Annotated in this window: 16 protein-coding genes; 11 read left to right on the forward strand and 5 right to left on the reverse strand. The window is 65.9% G+C overall.

Annotated elements, in window-relative coordinates; all coding sequences use genetic code 11:
* Positions 1-88: 88 nt before the first annotated feature.
* Positions 89-628: a sugar O-acetyltransferase gene (locus ACZ4NB_RS10970; RefSeq protein ID WP_467660177.1), complete on the reverse strand. Its 540-nt coding sequence runs from the start codon at positions 626-628 to the stop codon at positions 89-91.
* A 206-nt stretch (positions 629-834) separates the two neighbouring features.
* Positions 835-1,386, reverse strand: coding sequence for a flavoprotein (locus tag ACZ4NB_RS10975; RefSeq protein ID WP_467660179.1), 552 nt, complete (start codon positions 1,384-1,386; stop codon positions 835-837).
* 130 nt (positions 1,387-1,516) lie between these two features.
* Between ACZ4NB_RS10975 and ACZ4NB_RS10980 the strand changes: the two genes are divergently transcribed.
* The 6 genes from ACZ4NB_RS10980 (at position 1,517) to ACZ4NB_RS11005 (ending at position 7,626) form a co-directional block, all read left to right on the forward strand.
* Positions 1,517-2,701, forward strand: coding sequence for a helix-turn-helix domain-containing protein (locus ACZ4NB_RS10980; RefSeq protein ID WP_467660181.1), 1,185 nt, complete (start codon positions 1,517-1,519; stop codon positions 2,699-2,701).
* Between the two features lie 120 nt (positions 2,702-2,821).
* Positions 2,822-3,007 carry a hypothetical protein gene (locus tag ACZ4NB_RS10985; protein WP_467660183.1) on the forward strand — a complete coding sequence of 62 codons (186 nt, stop codon included), beginning with the start codon at positions 2,822-2,824 and terminating at the stop codon, positions 3,005-3,007.
* Complete coding sequence (locus ACZ4NB_RS10990) at positions 3,007-3,243, forward strand: DUF7848 domain-containing protein (RefSeq protein WP_467660184.1); 237 nt, start codon at positions 3,007-3,009, stop codon at positions 3,241-3,243. Before ACZ4NB_RS10985 ends, ACZ4NB_RS10990 begins: the two co-directional genes overlap by 1 nt.
* A gap of 148 nt (positions 3,244-3,391) precedes the next feature.
* Complete coding sequence (locus ACZ4NB_RS10995; protein WP_467660186.1) at positions 3,392-3,727, forward strand: hypothetical protein; 336 nt, start codon at positions 3,392-3,394, stop codon at positions 3,725-3,727.
* A gap of 152 nt (positions 3,728-3,879) precedes the next feature.
* A complete protein-coding gene (locus ACZ4NB_RS11000) occupies positions 3,880-5,667 on the forward strand; it encodes an HNH endonuclease (protein ID WP_467660188.1) in 1,788 nt (595 codons plus the stop codon).
* Between the two features lie 102 nt (positions 5,668-5,769).
* On the forward strand, positions 5,770-7,626 hold the full coding sequence (locus ACZ4NB_RS11005) for a DNA/RNA helicase domain-containing protein (RefSeq protein WP_467660190.1): 1,857 nt from the start codon (positions 5,770-5,772) through the stop codon (positions 7,624-7,626).
* 308 nt (positions 7,627-7,934) lie between these two features.
* Here the strand turns inward: ACZ4NB_RS11005 and ACZ4NB_RS11010 are convergent, their stop codons facing one another.
* Positions 7,935-8,132, reverse strand: coding sequence for a hypothetical protein (locus ACZ4NB_RS11010; protein ID WP_467660192.1), 198 nt, complete (start codon positions 8,130-8,132; stop codon positions 7,935-7,937).
* A 307-nt stretch (positions 8,133-8,439) separates the two neighbouring features.
* On the opposite strand from ACZ4NB_RS11010, the gene ACZ4NB_RS11015 reads away from it, so the two are divergent.
* Positions 8,440-9,036, forward strand: a complete 597-nt coding sequence (locus ACZ4NB_RS11015; protein ID WP_467660194.1) for a hypothetical protein — start codon at positions 8,440-8,442, stop codon at positions 9,034-9,036.
* 1,837 nt (positions 9,037-10,873) lie between these two features.
* Here ACZ4NB_RS11015 and ACZ4NB_RS11020 read toward each other — a convergent pair.
* Positions 10,874-11,647: a GntR family transcriptional regulator gene (locus ACZ4NB_RS11020; RefSeq protein ID WP_467660196.1), complete on the reverse strand. Its 774-nt coding sequence runs from the start codon at positions 11,645-11,647 to the stop codon at positions 10,874-10,876.
* 170 nt (positions 11,648-11,817) lie between these two features.
* On the opposite strand from ACZ4NB_RS11020, the gene ACZ4NB_RS11025 reads away from it, so the two are divergent.
* From ACZ4NB_RS11025 to ACZ4NB_RS11040, 4 genes are all read left to right on the forward strand, one after another.
* On the forward strand, positions 11,818-12,180 hold the full coding sequence (locus tag ACZ4NB_RS11025) for an SCO3933 family regulatory protein (protein WP_467660198.1): 363 nt from the start codon (positions 11,818-11,820) through the stop codon (positions 12,178-12,180).
* The gene (locus ACZ4NB_RS11030) at positions 12,180-13,478 is read left to right on the forward strand and encodes an FtsK/SpoIIIE domain-containing protein (protein ID WP_467660200.1); all 1,299 of its coding nucleotides are present in this window, start codon (positions 12,180-12,182) and stop codon (positions 13,476-13,478) included. The genes ACZ4NB_RS11025 and ACZ4NB_RS11030 overlap by 1 nt, the downstream gene beginning before the upstream one ends.
* Positions 13,475-13,669 (forward strand): hypothetical protein, encoded by a 195-nt coding sequence (locus ACZ4NB_RS11035; RefSeq protein WP_467660201.1) that lies wholly within the window; start codon positions 13,475-13,477, stop codon positions 13,667-13,669. Before ACZ4NB_RS11030 ends, ACZ4NB_RS11035 begins: the two co-directional genes overlap by 4 nt.
* A gap of 249 nt (positions 13,670-13,918) precedes the next feature.
* Positions 13,919-15,361, forward strand: coding sequence for a replication initiator (locus tag ACZ4NB_RS11040; RefSeq protein WP_467660203.1), 1,443 nt, complete (start codon positions 13,919-13,921; stop codon positions 15,359-15,361).
* Between the two features lie 134 nt (positions 15,362-15,495).
* Here ACZ4NB_RS11040 and ACZ4NB_RS11045 read toward each other — a convergent pair whose 3' ends face one another.
* Positions 15,496-16,941, reverse strand: coding sequence for a recombinase family protein (locus tag ACZ4NB_RS11045; RefSeq protein ID WP_467660205.1), 1,446 nt, complete (start codon positions 16,939-16,941; stop codon positions 15,496-15,498).
* Between the last annotated feature and the right edge of the window lie 113 nt (positions 16,942-17,054).

Here is a 17,054-nt window from a genome sequence, read left to right on the forward strand (position 1 = left end):
CCAGGACGCCTCTGCCGACGCACAGAGGCCCCTCAAGCGTCCACTCAGCTGAGTGGGTCTGAGGAGCCTTCGGGCTCCCGTTGGGGCCCTAGTTCAGCTTGCGGATCACCCGGGCCGGATTCCCCACAGCCAGGGCGCCGGGCGGCAGATCCTTGGTGACCACTGCTCCCGCACCGACCACCGTGTTCTCGCCGATGTTCACGTCGGGGCAGACGATTACCCCGCCGGCCAGCCACACATTGTCGCCGATCGTGATCGGCCCCGCCTTCGACCACCCGGCCCGTCGCCGCTCCGCATCCAGCGCGTGGGTCGGGGGCAACAACTGCACATTCGGCCCGATCCGAACGTGCGCGCCGATGGTGATGGGGGCGACGTCCAGGAACACGGCTCCGAAGTTGACGAACGTACCGGCACCGATGTGGATGTTGTAGCCGTAGTCACATTGGAACGGTGCTCGGATCCGAACAAGGTCTCCGACCGAGCCCAGTAACTGTTTGAGAATCGCCTGCCGGTCGTCGACGTTCTGGGCCGTGTTGTACGCCGCGCAGAGCGCCTCCCGCCGAACCAGGCAGGGGTCTAGCTCGTCCAACTCGGGAGTGTCGGGCAGGTACCAGTCACCGCTTGACATGCGCAGTTCGTTTTCCAGGAGAGCTTGCCCCGAAGCGAAGCCCACGCACCACGGGGCTCAGGGCCTGCCCGAAGGCAACCATGGGCACCCCGCCAGAGCGGTCACATGATCGCCCGGACCATTCCTAGGCGTGTCGTCCCGGCAGGTTGGTGACAGGCCGGGCTTTCGATCATTCAGAGCGTGTGCGTCCTGCGGTTCCGGGCCCGTCAGGACCGGGTGTCCGCCGCCCGCTCGGCGGCCTCCAAGGCGAGGTGCCATGGATAGGCATGCGGGCGGCCCTTGCCCGGCTCGTTGGGTACGAAGCCACCCTCGCCGTACAGAACGTGCACCCCCATGGCGCGCAAGGTGTCGATGCTGCGCGCGAACTGGGTGTGCTGGACGTAGGCCACGTTGACGCACGGCATGGTGATCAGCGGGATCTTCTTGCCGATGCCCTCGGCGGCGAATCCCACGATGAACTTGTCGGTGATCCCGAGCGCCCATTGGTTGATCGTGTTGAAGGTGGCCGGCGCGACCACCGCGACGTCAGCTGGTGGCCATACGTCCGGCTCGGTGGGGAGCTTGTACTGACTGCGGACGGGATGGCCGGTGAGCCTCTCCAGGGCGGGCAGCTCGTCGGCGAGCCAGCGTGCGGCAGTGGGCGTCAGTCCGAGGCAGACGTCCCAGCCTTGTCGCTTCGCGCGCTCGATGACGTCGGCGATATGCAGCACGGGCGGAGCGGCGCTGCCCAGCAGGTAGAGCACTCGTTGCGTGGTCACGGTGGCAGTCCACAGCCTGTGGGCTGGCCGGTGCAAGTGCAGCTGCGCGGGGGCGGCCGCCAGATTCCTCGTCTGGCTCGTTGCAGGAGCGGTAGCGTTCTTATCAGCACGCCATGGATTGGAGCCCTGCATGCCCTTCTCCGGCGATGAGCACACGGGTACCCGAATCGCGTCTCAGCGCAAGCGCGCCGGCTTCACCCAACGCGGGCTCGCAGACAAGATCCCGTTCTCCTACAGCCTGCTGACTCAGGTGGAGTCAGGGCACAAGCCTGCGAGTCCAGATCTGGTGGCGGCGATCGCGAAGGTGCTGTGCATCGATGTCACGGCGCTGACGGGCCAGCCCTACGTCTCCGAGCTGCAACAAGACCGGCTGGCCGAGTTGATCCGGCCGATCAGGGAAGCGCTCGACCTCTACGACCTCGGGGCCGATCCGTCCATCAGCCCTCGACCGACTGATCAACTCATCGCTGCTGCCCAGAACTTGTGCCATCACGTGCGCGCCACCAAGCTGCATGACGCGGCACGCGGCCTCCCGGGAGTGATCGCGGAGATCACGACGGCGGCGCACCGCACTTCGTCGTCGGAACTGTGGGCGGCCCTGGCCAGCACCTACCGCACCGCCCACGACATCGCGGTGAAGCTGGGCTACTTCGATCTCTCGACCGTGGCGCTCGACCGTATGGACTGGGCGGCGCATCGCGCGTCTGATCCGCTTCTGAGTGCCGTGCGCCAGTACATGAGGGCTTTGGTCTACTTCCGCGAAGGTGAGTACACCATCGGGCAACGGCTGATCGGCTCCGGGCACGGTCTGACCGAACAGGCTCCGGAGTCGCGTGAGCGCTTTGCCGTCTCCGGCCAGCTACACCTGGGTGCAAGCGTCATCGCCGCGCGTGCGGAAGATGCGGACCTGGTGCGCGCCCACCTCGACAGGGCTCGCTCCTACGCGGAACGGACCGGCGAGGCGGCGGACGTGCACTGGCTCTCGTTCGGGCCGACGAACGTCACGGCACATGCCGTGTCCGCCAACGTCGAGCTTCGGCACTACGGGGAAGCTCTGCAGCATGCCGCCGGCATGCGTATCCCTGCCGATTGGGCCGTGTCCCGCGCCTCGCACTTCTACGTGGACATAGCGCGGGCTCAGATGGAAGGCGGGCGTTCGGAGGCGGCGTTGAAATCGCTGCTTACTGCACGGCGGTTGGCGCCGCAGCAGACGCGATATCACCCTGGGGCGCGTGAGGCCATCAGGGGCCTTGTCCACCAGCGTCGTCGCACCCCTGACACGCTCGACCACCTCGCGGCCTGGATAGGTCTGTAGGTCTTTCACCGCTCAGCCCCCGGCTTTCACCCAAGTGTGAAAGTTGGGGGCTTCTGCTGTCGCCAGCATGGAAGTTCAAACGATCTGAAGATGGCGGTAGCCGAGGGCAGGCGATGTGTGATGGCAAGAATGTCGGCGCTGCGGGTGCAACGCGGGGACTTGGTGAGCGTGCGCGGCCGGTGGCAGGAGGTCAAGGCCGTGCGGAGCGACCGGGTCGCGTCCGGCAGTCCGGTGATGATGATCGTCTTCAAGACGGGGCAGCCCCTGCGGGTGCACCCTGCCGATTCTCTGGACGTGGTGCGCTGATGGCCGCCGGGTCGGTGTGGCGGTTCGCGGACTGGGCCCTGACGGTCGACACCTCGGGAAGCGGACCGATCTACGTGCAGGAGTGCATGTCCTGCGGTGACACGTCGGGTGCTGCGGACGAATACGAGGGACCGGACGTGTGGTGCCTGCGGCACGCGGGCCGAACCGGGCACACCGGATTCCGGTGCGTGGTGACGACCTTCTTCAGGGCCACGCTCGTAGAGGGTCCGCGCTAACACTCGCAAGACAACCGAAGACCGAGACCGGGCCACCCCGTCAGCCGTGGAAAGCGAAGGGTGGCCCGGCAGGGGGCACGGCGGCCCCCGGTGCCTGATGGTACCGGGGCCGCTGTGTTGCCTATACGCCCCGGCCACAAAGAAGTTGATGAAGCGAAACCGCACCGGGACGGAGGCGGCGCACGTGATGCGCGATGACGGAGACGGGCTGATGGGTGACCTCAACGATGTGGGGCCTGACGCCTGGGTGTGGAGCCCCGACGTCGATTACCTCGCCGGCTGGCGGCAGGCCAGGGAGTCGGCGGATCGACTGAACGGCGCACTGGACGCTGCGGGCCTGGACTCGTCGGCCATCCGGGCAGTGCCCAACGTCGATGCTGATGGCCGCGGTGTCGTGCGGCTCACGGCTGCTTTGCCCGCCGCCGATGAGCTGGCGGAGCTGTTGAGGCCGCGCGGCACGAATTCTCGACGCCGGAGCGCGTGATGAAGAGACTGTCACGGCACCGCACGTTGCCACCCACAGCCCTCGGCCGGATTCAGGCGTCGCGGTCCACGTGGCGCTGGATGTAGTCGAGGAAGGCTGGGGATGCTGCGAGTAGGCAGCCTTTGTCATAGGGCCCTATTAGCCTGTAGATCATGGGACTTGGCGATGTGACGCGGTCGGGAGTTCTGGCTGCGGTGGGCGAGAGCCGACACCTGGGGCGTGAAGCCTTCCGGCGACGCTACGGTTTCGGTCAGGCTACGGCGTATGAGCTGGTGATAGACGGAGGTCGGTACGACTCCAAGGCCATAGCGGGCGTGGGACACATGTACGCCACCGACGTACTGCTGAGGTCGGACGACTTCAGCGGCGGCGCACACACTGTGGCGCACCGACTGCGTGCACTTGGCTTCACCGTGGCGGGGACCAGTGCCATGGAAGCGCCGGAGCCCTACGTGCCGCAGTTGGTCCTGCAGCCCCGAGGTGGAACCCGCGTCCAAGGCCCGAAGAACTTCCAGAAGTCGGTGAGGAACGGCATCTCGATCAAAGAGATCCAGACGGTGCTTGGAAAGCAGCAAGCCAGCGCCCTCAGCGACCTGTACCCGGACGGGATCGCCCGATTGTGGGGCGCTACCCCTGCCAGAAGGGTCAACGATGAGAAGGCAAAAGCACTGAAGAGTCGCCGTGTTGGCGATGATGTTCTCTTCTACGCCGAGAAGGGCTTCATTGCTCGCGCCCGGATCCTCCACCTGTTCCACAGCCTCGCCACGGCCCGTGCGGTTTGGGGCGTCGACAAAGACGGCTGCACCTGGGAACACATCATGGCGTTGGGCTCCATCGAGGAGTTCTCTGAAGTGGTGCCGGCCGCGCCGATCCTCCAGAACCTGAATGTTCCAACACCGCTGCGCGGTCTTACCCTGCGGTCGGCTGGGGACTACCGCCGCGTTGCCCACCTGCTCCCGGGGAGGCGCTCATCGTCGCCTCTCCGGCCATCATCTGAACCATTGTTCGTTTCCAGACCGATAGGCGCGGTCGAGATGCTGGAGCGCGTCGGATCTCTCAATACGCACCGCAACCCCGCGGAAAGAACTCCCAGCCGTCACCAACCGCTGGCCCTGCTGTGGACGATTTCGCGAGTCGCTGCAGGTAAGCCGCGCCTGGCTCACTGGTCACGCTTTCGTGCTGAGGTAGGGCCGCTCTTGGCCGAGTTCGGGCTGCCCAGCTCTAAGGTCACGCCCGAGTACCCCTTCTGGCATCTGCAGGGCAGCGGCCTGTGGGAAGTCCACGGCATCCCCGACGATGCCGGCGCCATGCCTCGGACCGGAGTCTTCGAAACGCTTCAGCCGGTTGCTGGCCTGACCTGCGAGGCGGCCGAGATCGTTAAAGACCCGGTCGCCCGCCTGGACGTTATCGCCAAGCTGTGCCAAACCTACCTAGAAGGCATCGATCGGCACGCGCTGTTCGACCGAGTGGGGCTGTCCGGATATGAGACCGCCGACGGCACGCTCAACGACAGTGCGGAGAATACGGACCAGGCCGTCGATGTAAAACGGGCATCTGGTCCGACGGAGCGGCGCGAGTCGACGTCTTCTCGTCCGGTTCGTGATCCAGCGTTGGCGCGAAGGGTGAAGGAACTACACAGCAACACGTGTCAGGTATGCGGAGTTCGCCTGCGGTACAAGCGCAGCCCCTACAGCGAGGCTTGCCACATCCATGGGCTTGGATCTCCGCATCATGGGCCAGACGAGCTGCCCAATCTGCTGTGCCTGTGCCCCAATCACCACAAGCTCTTTGACGGCTTGGAGATCTACATCGACGTGGACGGCATCGTGCAGCGGACTCATGGCGGTGAACCCATTGGCCCACTTCGTCGGCACCCAAGCCATCCGATCGATGAAGAACATCTCCGCTACCACCGGATGCTGTGCACGCTGAGCATCTGAACACGCGCTAGCGCTCCACTCGACGAGCTGACGCATCCCACCACAGCTACCTGCCATGACATCTCGACGCCTTCTTGGAGGTTGCCCGTGCCCCTCGTTCGTATGTCCGCACGTGCGCTGCACGAGTGCAGCCGAGCAGACCTGGTCGCACGACTCACAGAGCAGTATCGCTGCGTACTCTTTCAGGAGCCGCCGTCCGGCGAGCGCGGTGCATGGCAGAACAGCCTCCCAGCCCTGGCAGAGGTCCTTTGCGACGCCGGGCTCGATGAGGTCGAAGTGCTGGTTGAGCAGAAGTTGCCTCTCACCAGCCTGCGTGCCGACGTGGTCCTGGCCGGCTCACACCCCGAGACCGGTCTGCCGTCCTACGTCATCGTGGAGCTCAAGCAGTGGAGCGAAGCACGTCTTGTCCCGGACTCCGAAGACCTTTGCCTGGTCCGCAGAATGGGAAACCATGCAGCCCTGCACCCTGTTGCGCAGGTGCGGCGTTACTGTGACTACCTGCAGGATTTCACCAATCTGCTGAACGACCGCCAGGACGGTGTAACCGGTGTCGCCTACCTGCATAACGCAGATGATTCGGACGTCGACCAGCTGTTCAGACTTCCCGATGCGAAGGCGCAGCTCTTCACCAAAACGACCCGTGGCGAACTCATACGCTATCTGCAGACCCGCCTGTCCCCGCTCAACGGCGCTCTTGAAGCAGACGCTCTCCTGGAGAGCCCCATTTCCCCTGGTCGGCAGCTCATGCGCGCTGCCGCCGAGGAGATCACGCGCGGCGGAAAGTTCCTTCTGATTGATGAGCAACAGGTGGCAGCGTCCTTGGTGAAACGTGCAGCTTCCGCAGCGCGTCGCGCAGACCAAAAAGAAGTCATTGTGGTCTCGGGAGGCCCGGGATCGGGGAAGAGTTTGATTGCCCTTCACCTTATGAGTCACTTCAGCATGCACGGAAGATCTGTCGTCCATGCCACCGGCTCCAGGTCATTCACTACGACACTCCGTCACGTAGTCGGCGAGAAGGACAACAAGCTTCCGAAGCTTTTCCGCTACTTCTTCGACTTCACGAATGCTGAACAGAACGGACTTGATGTCTTAATTTGCGACGAGGCACACCGAATCCGCCGCCATTCGGGGAGAGAGCGCACACCGGACACATTCCGCAGCAGTCGCAGTCAGGTTGCAGAACTGATCGACGCGGCCAGGGTCCCGGTCTTCCTGCTCGATGAGCACCAAGTGGTGCGCCCGGGAGAGATGGGGAGCGTCGAAACGATTGACCAAGCCGCACATGCCCGAGGCTGCATCGTCCGACACGTCAATCTCAACGACCAGTTCCGGTGCGGTGGCAGTCGCGCCTACGAGAACTGGGTGCTTCGCCTTCTGGGACTGGAGCCCGGAGGTCCAGTCCCATGGCATCCGGAGAAGGACTTCGAGCTGCTCGTCGCCGACACCCCCCAGGAGATGGAGACCTATCTTCGCTCCCAGCAAGAGGCCGGTTACACCGCCCGCATGACTGCCGGCTTCTGTTGGCCGTGGAGCAGCCCGCGGGACGACGGCAGCCTCGTCGATGACGTGGTCATCGGAGAGTGGCGCAGGCCCTGGAATCTCAAGAGTGAGCGCTCCGTTGGCGAGGTCCCCGCATCCTCGCTGTGGGCCACGGAGCCGGGGGGAATCGGACAGATTGGCTGCATCTACACGGCTCAGGGGTTCGAGTACGCCTGGAACGGCACCATCCTCGGCGCCGACCTGGTGTGGCGTGACAATAGCTGGCGTGCCCGCAAGGCAGCGAGCAGAGACGGCAGCTTCAAGGAGGCTGAACCGGAGGAGTTCGACCTCCTGGCGCGTAACAGCTACAAGGTGCTGCTGACCAGGGGGCTGGCTGGCACCGTCCTGTACTCCACCGACCCAGAGACGCAGGCCATGCTGCGTGAACTCGTCCCTGGCCGGGCCACTCAGGGGGCCTGAGCGCAGCAGCCGCAGCCGATGCCACGCGCCGCCCTGATAGGGAATTGTGCGTTCCTGAGTGGATCACTGGAGCAACGTCGGACGAAACCGCCTGAGTCCACCCTGCTCAATCAGCTTCTTCCCATAGACAATCAAAGCCTGGCCAATGCAGAAGAAGTGCATGTGATCACCGCTTTAGGAGTTCGATCAGCTGTCCCGCATGACGGTTCCACAGAGAACCCGCGGCACCGTCCTCGACCACCTAGAACCGTCGAAGTTCGTCGCCGTTGATGTCAGCCATGGATGTCAGTTCCCCCCGAACGGCGCGCTCAAGGACGATGGTAGGCGGAGTGGTCAACGCCGGGAGCAGGCTCACTGGTCAACGTCACGTAGCGGGGATCGGCGGGGTCGCCAACTTCCATGAGAGTGAACAAATCCACGTCGTGTCGTGCGAAGCGGTGAAGGTACTGGAGGAACAACTCCAGCTCCTCACCGGACAGCGGCTCGTCGTGTCTCTCGTTGCGCACGGGCTCACGGTAGCGCCCCCGCAACCTCCGCTGCGGATCGAGCGAGGGTCCTGCAACCTGCAGAGCAAGCCAGGTGGACTCTGCCGGGAGCAGGTAGCGAGCGACGAGACTGGATAACGGTCGGTCACTGCAGCGGAATCCCTTCCGGCAACGTCATGCCACGGCGTCACCGAGGGCTGACCAGCCCGGGCACCTCTCAGGAACCGTCGACTCCTGCGGCGCCGTCCATGTCGGGAGGAGTCGATTGCACCGATTCAAGATCTATCTGGACAGGCGGTGCACCGCCAACGGGACAAGGAAGTGGAGCATGGGACCGGTGCAGTGGGGCGATGTCCCGACGTGGGTCGCGGCGATATTCGCGGGCGGGGCGGCCTGGTTCTCGTACCAAACCATTAAGAGTCAGCGACAGCAGATCTCCGAGCAACAACAGTTCATTGCCGAGCAGTCGATCAATCTGGCGTTGGAGCGCTCCGAACTGCGCGCTGCCGCGGAGGATCGGAAGTGGTCACAGGCCCGCCAGATCCATATGCACCATCGCGGAGCTGTGGCCGCAACCAGTCAGGGCATCGCTGGCGACCCAGATCACTGGATCGTCACCGTACAGAACTCCAGCGAAGCACCCGTGCATGAAGTGGATGTCCGTTTTGGGACGGCATATCTCGCAGCCGAGGTTTACGAGGTCCCACCGTCTGCCTCCCATGGCCCTAACCCGGGGGAGCGCACAGTGCGGCCGGTACATCTGCTGGGGGCTGGCCGAGTGGCCCGGTTCCTGTCGCAGCACTGGACTGCGGCCACAGTGCACAACAATCGGCCGCAATTGCTCTTCACCGACGACAACGGTGTCCGGTGGACACTTGACTCGCACGGGAAGCTGGAGGAGGCGGCTGCCGACTGCTCTTCATGACGGCGAACGCAGCCAAGACCACCGACGATCTTGAAAACTGTCGTGGCGGCAACGTCACCGTGGGTTCAAATCCCACAGCCTCCGCAGCTCAGTGCAGCGAAAGGGCCCCTGACCAGGAAGATTGGTCAGGGGCCTTCGCCTTGCCCGCGCACCGCGACCGCCCGGCGTTCCCCGCGGTTCCCCGGTGGGACGGGCACGGGAGGGGCACGGAGACCTTCTGATCCGTAGCTCTATCTGGATCGGTTGCTGAGGGCCGTACTCGCCTCTGACCTGCTTCCGGGGTGGGCTTTGGGTCAGGAGCGGTTGCTGCGGTTGCGGTACTTCGCTGCTGTACTGCAGCCGGCGCCAATCAGCGTGGCCACGGCCAAAGCATCGGCGTAAGCGTTAGCAACCTGGGCGACCGGACTCCAAAGGATCACCAAGATCGTGATCACTATGACAGTCCAAGGCTGAGAGCCGAGGTTTGACAGACTGCCCGATGCACAGGGCACACTCAACATTGAGCCTCCAGGGGCTTCATGCCCACTGTGTCGCACCGGCTTTCCAGGGCGAGGCGCGACACGGTGGGCGATTCGTTGTTGAGGCAATGGTGACTGAGGCGCTCCCCCTGCTGGACGACATTCGGATATGGAACGCCGCCTCTCGGCGGGCCTTTTCCGTGACATGAATCGAGTGCAATAGCAATAGATTCGAGCCACGGCGCTCGGCGTCTCTAGCTGCGCATAGCCCCCTGCGCTGCACCATCGGCGCACTCGATCACCCCTCCCGCCTGGCATGACGCCCACTGCGAATCACGCAGCATCGCGCATTTGCTTGCAACTACCTGCCGTACGAAATGGCTGAAACTCGCACATTGAGCCAGCATGGGATGACGGGATCTTGACCCGACGATATGGGGTACTGAGCGGAGCGCCCACGACGGGCTGAGCCACATCGCGGCAGCAGATAGCTCCCCCTCGGCCACCGATTGCGGTCCCGGTCCGCTCACGCTCCTGCATCCGTGACGGTGGCGGTACGGCGGCCCGCCCCTTGCCGGCCTGAATGCCCGGAGCGTTCACGCTGCCACACCCCCACTCCTCCCGTAGCCAGCCCTTATCGACAGAACCAAGGCTTATGGGCCGCTCGGCAGCGCACCCGTCACGTAAACCGCTCACCGCTTCCGCCCCACCCGCACTACCAACCTCCCCGCACCTCTTCGCCGCCCTCGGGACTCCCGCCTCGCCCTGCCGGTGAGCCACGGGCGCCTGGGTGACTGCTCCGCTCGTCCTGATGGTGAGTGACTGCGGCTGACCCGCCTGGGGGTGTCGGTGATGGTGCTGGCTGGTGGGGCGCCTGCTCGGTCCGGCGCTGCGTTTGGGCGGGACAAAGCGTCTAACGGATCACCCTGCGGCAACTTCGGTGGCGCGGGGCCGGGGGCGGGGGCGGAGCGGGCCGGAGGCAGGAGCGTCGCCCCCAGTCCCCGAGCCCGCGCCGGCCCGCGTGGCGGGCCGGTGGGGTGTGATTCGTAGCGGCGGCTGTCAAAGCCGTTGGCCTGCGCGCCGGATGCCGAAGGCAAGAGCACCCACAAGACCAGGGCCACAAACCGCAAGCCCCCCCGCGCAGGCCGGGCCGCGAGACATTGACCAACGAGGTCCATGACGGTGGCTGGCCTCGATCGGCTGTCCACGGGTTCAACGAGCGGATGCCATGCGATCGGTACCCGGAGTTCCGGCAAGGGAACGGCACCCCGCGAGAACCCCCAGAGTGTTTCCCTCTCCCACTCCTCCGCCCCTCTCCCGGCCGAAGGGCGGGGCTTGAGTAAGTGAAGACAGGTTTCGACAGTCGCCGGACGGTGGGCTCAGACGGCGTGGAGGGCGCGGGGGCTGTCGGCGGTGAGCTGGTAGGCGAGTTGGGCGCGGTCGGCACCAGTGCGCAGCTCTTCGAAGAGCAAGGGGCGGCGGTCGTTTCCGAGGGTCACGCGAGAGGCGAGCAGGATCGGAGTCGCGTCGGGGACGTGCAGCGCTTCGCGCTCGTCGGGCAGGGGCATGCGAGCGCTTACGGTCTCGTCCCAGGTGAGCTTGTGTCCCGCCGCGGCGAGAAGGGCATAGATCTGCTCCGGTTCGGTGTCCGGGGCTTCGCCGAGCTGGCCGGCCTCGTCGGCGGCCGTGGCGAAAGGGATCAGCACGCGGTGCAGGGCGCGCGCTTCGGTGCGCGAGTCGGACAGCAGCCGGTCGACGGCGAACAGCTCTTCCCCTTCAGCGAGTTTGAGCAGCGGGCCCGTGGTCGCCGTGGTCGTGGTCCGGTAGACGGTGGGGCCCTCGATCTGCTGCCAGTCGTGGTGGCCAGTGCGGAAGGACTTGCCGCTGCGGGTGATGGTCCGATCGATGCTCACCGCCGGGGCTGGGATTGCCCGGACGTAGCTGCCCTTGCCGTGGATCACCTCGATCAGCCCTTCGGCGCGAAGCGCGGCGATGGCCTTGCGCACTGTCGGGCGGCTGACCCCGTACCGCTCGATGAGCTGGGCTTCGGAGGGGAGAGGGGCGCCGGGCTTGTACTCGCCTTCGACGATGCCGTTGCGGATCTCGGCGGCAACTTGCTGATACAGCGCGCCGGGTCGCTGGATCTCTCCCATGGCGGGGTCTCCTCATCACCTGTTGTCGGCTGCCATGACGTTATCTGACGTCACTCGTAAGCATAAGTTCTTGCCCCGCCGGGTCAAGGTGTGCATAGTGGAGGCAACTCATAAGCACGAGTGACGTCACATGACGTCTTGTCTCTGAGTGCCCAAGGAGGCCCAGACTCATGCAGTCCATTCCCGTGGACACCTCTCGACTCGGCGTACTGCGGTGCGCGGTCGAACCCGAACCGAAGATCGCGGACTTCGAGACCAAGCAGGTCAAGAAGGACCGCGACGGAAACACCATCTACACCGTCGGCGTGACGGTCCGTCAGGACAGGCGGCGGGTCTCGGTGATCGAGATCGCCGTTCCCAGCGAGCCCAAGGGGGTCGTGGAAGGCACCGAAGTGCGCGTGACCGGCATGGAAGCCTTCGCATGGGCCATGGGCGACCGGCACGGCATCAGCTTCCGGGCGTCCGCCATCACCCCCGTGCCCGCTGCGTCTGCTGCGACTGTCGGTTCCGCCGGGAAGGGCGGGGGCGCCTGATGGGCATGCTCCTGTTCACCTGCGTGCTCGCGCTGCTGATCTGGGTGCTGGTCTTCGGCAACGAACTGCAACGACGGCAGCCGCAGTGGCACTGGTACCTCATGGGCTACCCCCTCACCGCGCTGCGCGTGGTGTTCACCTGGCGTCGGGTCGCCTACCTCAACGGACTGACCGTCTCTCACAAACCGAACAGGCGCGTCCTGGGTGACCAGGCGGTCAAGGGCGAGCCGCTGCGCACACGCACCCCGCTCCTGTCGTTCCCTCGTGCCACACCGTACGGTCTGGAAGTGCGTGTGCGGCTGCATGCGGGGCAGACTCCGGCGCCGTTCCTCGCGTCGTCCGACGCCTTCGCGCACGCTTGGCGCGTCCACGCGGTGCGCGTCGTCTCTCCGGAACGTGGCGTCGTGCTGATCACGGCAACGGCCCGTGACCCGCTGGAGCACACGCACCACCCCGCAACGGGGGCGGCGGAGCTGCTGTCGGCGATCGTCGGCACGCTGGAGAGCGGCCGTGCCTGGGGGATGGACTTCAGGCGTGTGCCGCACTGGCTGATCGTCGGCGCCACGCAATCGGGCAAGTCCACGCTGCTGGCACGGCTGGTCACCGAGCTTGCTCCGCAACCGGTCGCCTTGGTCGGGATCGACTGCAAGGGCGGCATGGAACTGGGGCTGCTCGAAATGCGGCTCTCGGCTCTGGCTACCTGCCGCAGCGAAGCGGTCACCGTGCTGGCCGCGCTCGTCACCGAAATGCAGGACCGCATGAGGACCTGCCGCTTCGCAGGGGCCCGCTCGATCTGGGAACTGCCCGAGAAGGCGCGGCCTGTCCCCGTCGTCGTGATCGTCGACGAGCTGGCGGAGCTGTACCTAACCAACGGCAGCAAGGAACAGCGCGCCGAAGCCGAGGAGTGCACGACCTACCTCCTGCGCATCGCTCAACTCGGCGCGGCACTCGGTCTCCACCTGGTCGTCGCCGGCCAACGAGTCGGCTCCGATCTCGGTCCCGGCGTCACCGCACTGCGGGCTCAGCTCAGCGGCCGGATCTGCCACCGGGTCAACGATCCCGGCACAGCGGAGATGGCACTCGGGGACCTCAACAAGGACGCAGTGGTGGTCGCGCAGTCCATCGGTGAGGCCGAACGCGGCGTCGCCGTTACCACCGGCGATATGGGCGGCTGGATGCGTGGTCGGTCTCATCTGACCACGCCAGCCGAAGCGCGAGCTGCGGCGGCGGAGTTCGCCAGGATGACGCCTCGCCCGCCGTTCCTGGCCCACACACCTGGAGGGGGGACGGTCGTATGAGTGAGCAATCAGCCGTACTGCTGGCCGTGGTCTTCGGGATCATCACCGTGCTCCTCGTCCGCTCCCGTGACGTCAAGTGGTGGGAGGCGGCCCTGATCGCCCTGTTCGGCATGTACATCGGACAGACCCCCTTGATCTTCGCCGCAGACGGCCTCGTGCACTGGTTCATCTCCATCGTCACCCGCACCTGACAACCAGGGAGACGCCAAGCAATGCCCATGCGCCGCGTCCGCTGCCCCGTCTGCAAAGGGCAGCGCTACCGCAAAACCCCCACCGGACACCGGCGGCGCTGCCGCTGCTGCCGGGGCACCGGAACCATCCGCTGACCACTAGCCCGACCCAGCACCAGGAGTGATCGCTATGGACCCATCCCACCCAACCGCCGCCATCCGTGCCGCTTCGGCGGCCCACCCCGGGAGGTCCCCACCATCACCGCCGAGATGACCTCGGCTGACCGGCGCGCCGCACTCGACCGCGCGGCGCGCCTCCGTCAGCTCTCAGATGTCGACCAAGACCTGATTCGCCTCGTCCAAGACCCTCACTTCGACCGCTGGATCGCACAGATCACCGCTACTGGCGGCTGTGCCCACCCGATCCACCTCAAAGGTGCAACCACCACTCGCGACGGCGTAACCGGCGAGATCCTGCACCACTACGACACCGCGAACGAACCCCATGAGCGGCTGCTGATCCGCTGCCGCAACCGCCGAGCAACCGTCTGCGCCCCCTGCTCCCGACTCCACGCCGGCGATACCTTCCACCTCGTCCGCGCGGGTCTCATCGGCGGCAAGGCCGTACCGGCGGACGTACGGGAACGGCCACGGCTGTTCATGACCCTCACCGCCCCCTCGTTCGGGCCCGTCCACCGCACTACCACTGGCAGCGAGCGTTGCCGCCCCCGCCGTAAGGCCAGCCACTGCGAACACGGTCGGCCGGTCGGCTGCCCGGCCACCCACGACGCCAACGATCCGCTCGCCGGACAGCCCCTGTGCCCCGACTGCTACGGCTACCCGGCACACGTCCTCTGGCACGCCCACGTCGGACGGCTGTGGAAGGCATTCACGGACAACCTCTACAACCACCTCGCCGCACGCACCGGACGAACCCGTAGCGGTCTTCGCCGTACGGTGCGCATCTCCTACGCCAAGGTCGCCGAATACCAGAAGCGTGCCGCCGTCCATGTGCATGCCGTGATCCGCCTCGATGGCGTGCGCGGTCCTGATGATCCACCCCCGACCTGGGCGAGCGCTGGCGCCCTTGCCGCTGTCGTACGCACCGCTGCGGCGGCCGTACGCCTTCGCCCTCTGTACAGCCGGGCCCTGGGGGAACACGAACTGCGCTGGGGCGTGCAGCTCGACGTTCGTCCGCTTCGGGCCTTCGGCGGTCGCGAGGGCTTGGCCGACGACGCAGTAGCCGCGTACGTCGCGAAGTACGTCACCAAAGGTGCGGCCGACGCCTATGCCGGCCTCGACCATCCCGTCACCGACCTGAACGACATCACCGCAGCCAGACTGCCGCCCCACGTACAGGCTCTCGTGCGCACTTGCTGGCGGCTCGGCGACCTCCCGGAACTGGAGCCGCTACGCCTGCGTGCCTGGGCCCACACCCTGGGATACCGGGGGCACGCCCTGACCAAGTCACGTGTCTACTCGACCACTTACGCGGCTCTGCGGGCGGAACGCGCTGACCACGAACGAGGGGTGCCGGCCCTCGACGGCGAGCCGGACGCGATCACGGAAGCCCACTGGCGATACGTCGGCTCCGGCCACTCCCCCGGTGCCGCGCTCATCGCCGCCGGCATTGCCGAGGACCACGCCCAGAACAGAGAGATCGCGCGCGGGGAACTGGTGCCCCTCCCCGGAGGTGCTGTTGGCCCCGGATGAGCTGCGCTGTCGTGTCGCCGCCTCTCGCGCTCGGCAGGGGCTTCCCCCCACGATTGAAGATCTGACCGTGATCGAACGGGCGGTGAAGGTGTTCGCACTGGTACAGCCGAACGCCGACACCGCCCGTATGCGAACTAAGCGATCCAGTCGATGACGAAGCGGTCCGGGTCCCACCTCTTGCGGGGGTCGGCAGGACGCACTTCGATAGCCCGTACTGCCGCGGAAACCACAGCACGGCGCTGTGAGTCGTTCATCTCCTCCCAGCGGCTCTGCATGTCCTCAAAGCTCCCAACGAAGCCAAGGAGGACGGCCTTGCGGGAGACCTTTGCGAGCTTGGCGCGGTTCCGCTCGACCCGTTCCTGAACAGGCGCTCGCGCGATCATCCATTCCTTGCGCGTGATCCTCTTCTGGCCGAAGTCCTCCGCGAGTTCCTCCAGCTCCTCCTCGTCAGCCCGGATGGCTTCGTACATGGCACCCCCGTCGTCGCCCGGCTCCCTGAGACGCTCCATGAACGTGGGCGACTCGAACGCAGCCAGCACCATGTCACGGACGTGCTCATCCGTACGCCGGGCGTTCGTCGCCGTGCCTCCGCAGGCTTCGGTACCCGGCGTGTTCGGACAGACATAGCGCGGCACTCCGGACCGAGGCCGGCCGACCATACCCCACCCGCAGGTCTTGCCAGAATCCGCCGACGGTTTGCCGCACCGCAGAATGCCGGACAGCAGGTAGCTGCGAGGACCTCCGCCACCGTTGCGTGCCCGGTTCGCATCGCTGAGGAGCGCTCGCAGCCGGTCCGAGTCCTCGTGGCTGATGATGCCGGGCCATACGGCATCGCTGACGATCTCTCCCAAGAGCGGGCGCGTTCCCTCCCACGAGCTACGTGGCGTGTGCTCTCGGCGCCCACTGATCCTGGCCGATGCCAGCATGCGGCGCAGTGCGCTGGGCTTCCAGGGGATGCCAGCCACTGTGAGGATCTTCCGTGCCTGCCAATCGCGGCAGATGCTGGACAAGCTCTCACCTGCGAGGGCCCTGCGGGCGCCCTCCCTGACGGCCTCGGCTTCGCTCTCCTTGATGGTGATCCGGTCGCCCTCATACCCGAAAGGTCGTTTGCCCCCTCCGGCTACCTTCCCCGCCTCTGCCGCCTGGCGGCGCTGCCTCTGCTGGCGCTCGGACTTGTGCTCTGCCTCGTGGCGTGCGGCTGCGCCCAGCATGCGAGCGATCATGCGACCGGTCGGCGTGGCCAGATCGATTTCGCCACTGACGGTAGCCAGCTCCAGTCCGTGCCGGTCGGCCAGGTCGATCACGTCTTCCAACTCGCGCGGGGAACGGGTAAGACGGTCCACGTGCCAGCACACGACCGCGTTGACGGTCCCCTCGTTGATGTCCGCCAGCAGTTCCTGCCATTTGGGCCGCGGGGCGCCCGAGTAGGCGCTGACGTCGTTGTCCGGGTAAACGTCGACGACGTCCCATCCCTTGTGGGCACACAGCGCACGGCAGTCTTCTTCCTGGCGCGCGATGCCCAGTCCCGCACCGCCCCTGTCCTGACTGATCCGGACGTAGATCGCAGCTCGTGTGGTCATGGGTCACATTGCTACACCCTCGTAGGGACGGGGGTGAGCTGCCCCGTCGGAGTCGCGCCCGCCCCGGAGGCAACGGACAAGTAGCTTGCGGGACTTCTCAAGCAACGACCGTA

It is taken from the genome of Streptomyces sp. NPDC026575 (assembly GCF_055567415.1).

Coding starts and splice junctions, on each gene's coding strand:
- ACZ4NB_RS10970 (WP_467660177.1), bottom strand. CDS start 628: ATGTCAAGCGGTGACTGGTACCTGCCCGACACTCCCGAGTTGGACGAG.
- ACZ4NB_RS10980 (WP_467660181.1), top strand. CDS start 1,517: ATGCCCTTCTCCGGCGATGAGCACACGGGTACCCGAATCGCGTCTCAG.
- ACZ4NB_RS10985 (WP_467660183.1), top strand. CDS start 2,822: ATGGCAAGAATGTCGGCGCTGCGGGTGCAACGCGGGGACTTGGTGAGC.
- ACZ4NB_RS10990 (WP_467660184.1), top strand. CDS start 3,007: ATGGCCGCCGGGTCGGTGTGGCGGTTCGCGGACTGGGCCCTGACGGTC.
- ACZ4NB_RS10995 (WP_467660186.1), top strand. CDS start 3,392: ATGAAGCGAAACCGCACCGGGACGGAGGCGGCGCACGTGATGCGCGAT.
- ACZ4NB_RS11000 (WP_467660188.1), top strand. CDS start 3,880: ATGGGACTTGGCGATGTGACGCGGTCGGGAGTTCTGGCTGCGGTGGGC.
- ACZ4NB_RS11005 (WP_467660190.1), top strand. CDS start 5,770: ATGTCCGCACGTGCGCTGCACGAGTGCAGCCGAGCAGACCTGGTCGCA.
- ACZ4NB_RS11015 (WP_467660194.1), top strand. CDS start 8,440: ATGGGACCGGTGCAGTGGGGCGATGTCCCGACGTGGGTCGCGGCGATA.
- ACZ4NB_RS11020 (WP_467660196.1), bottom strand. CDS start 11,647: ATGGGAGAGATCCAGCGACCCGGCGCGCTGTATCAGCAAGTTGCCGCC.
- ACZ4NB_RS11025 (WP_467660198.1), top strand. CDS start 11,818: ATGCAGTCCATTCCCGTGGACACCTCTCGACTCGGCGTACTGCGGTGC.
- ACZ4NB_RS11030 (WP_467660200.1), top strand. CDS start 12,180: ATGGGCATGCTCCTGTTCACCTGCGTGCTCGCGCTGCTGATCTGGGTG.
- ACZ4NB_RS11035 (WP_467660201.1), top strand. CDS start 13,475: ATGAGTGAGCAATCAGCCGTACTGCTGGCCGTGGTCTTCGGGATCATC.
- ACZ4NB_RS11040 (WP_467660203.1), top strand. CDS start 13,919: ATGACCTCGGCTGACCGGCGCGCCGCACTCGACCGCGCGGCGCGCCTC.
- ACZ4NB_RS11045 (WP_467660205.1), bottom strand. CDS start 16,941: ATGACCACACGAGCTGCGATCTACGTCCGGATCAGTCAGGACAGGGGC.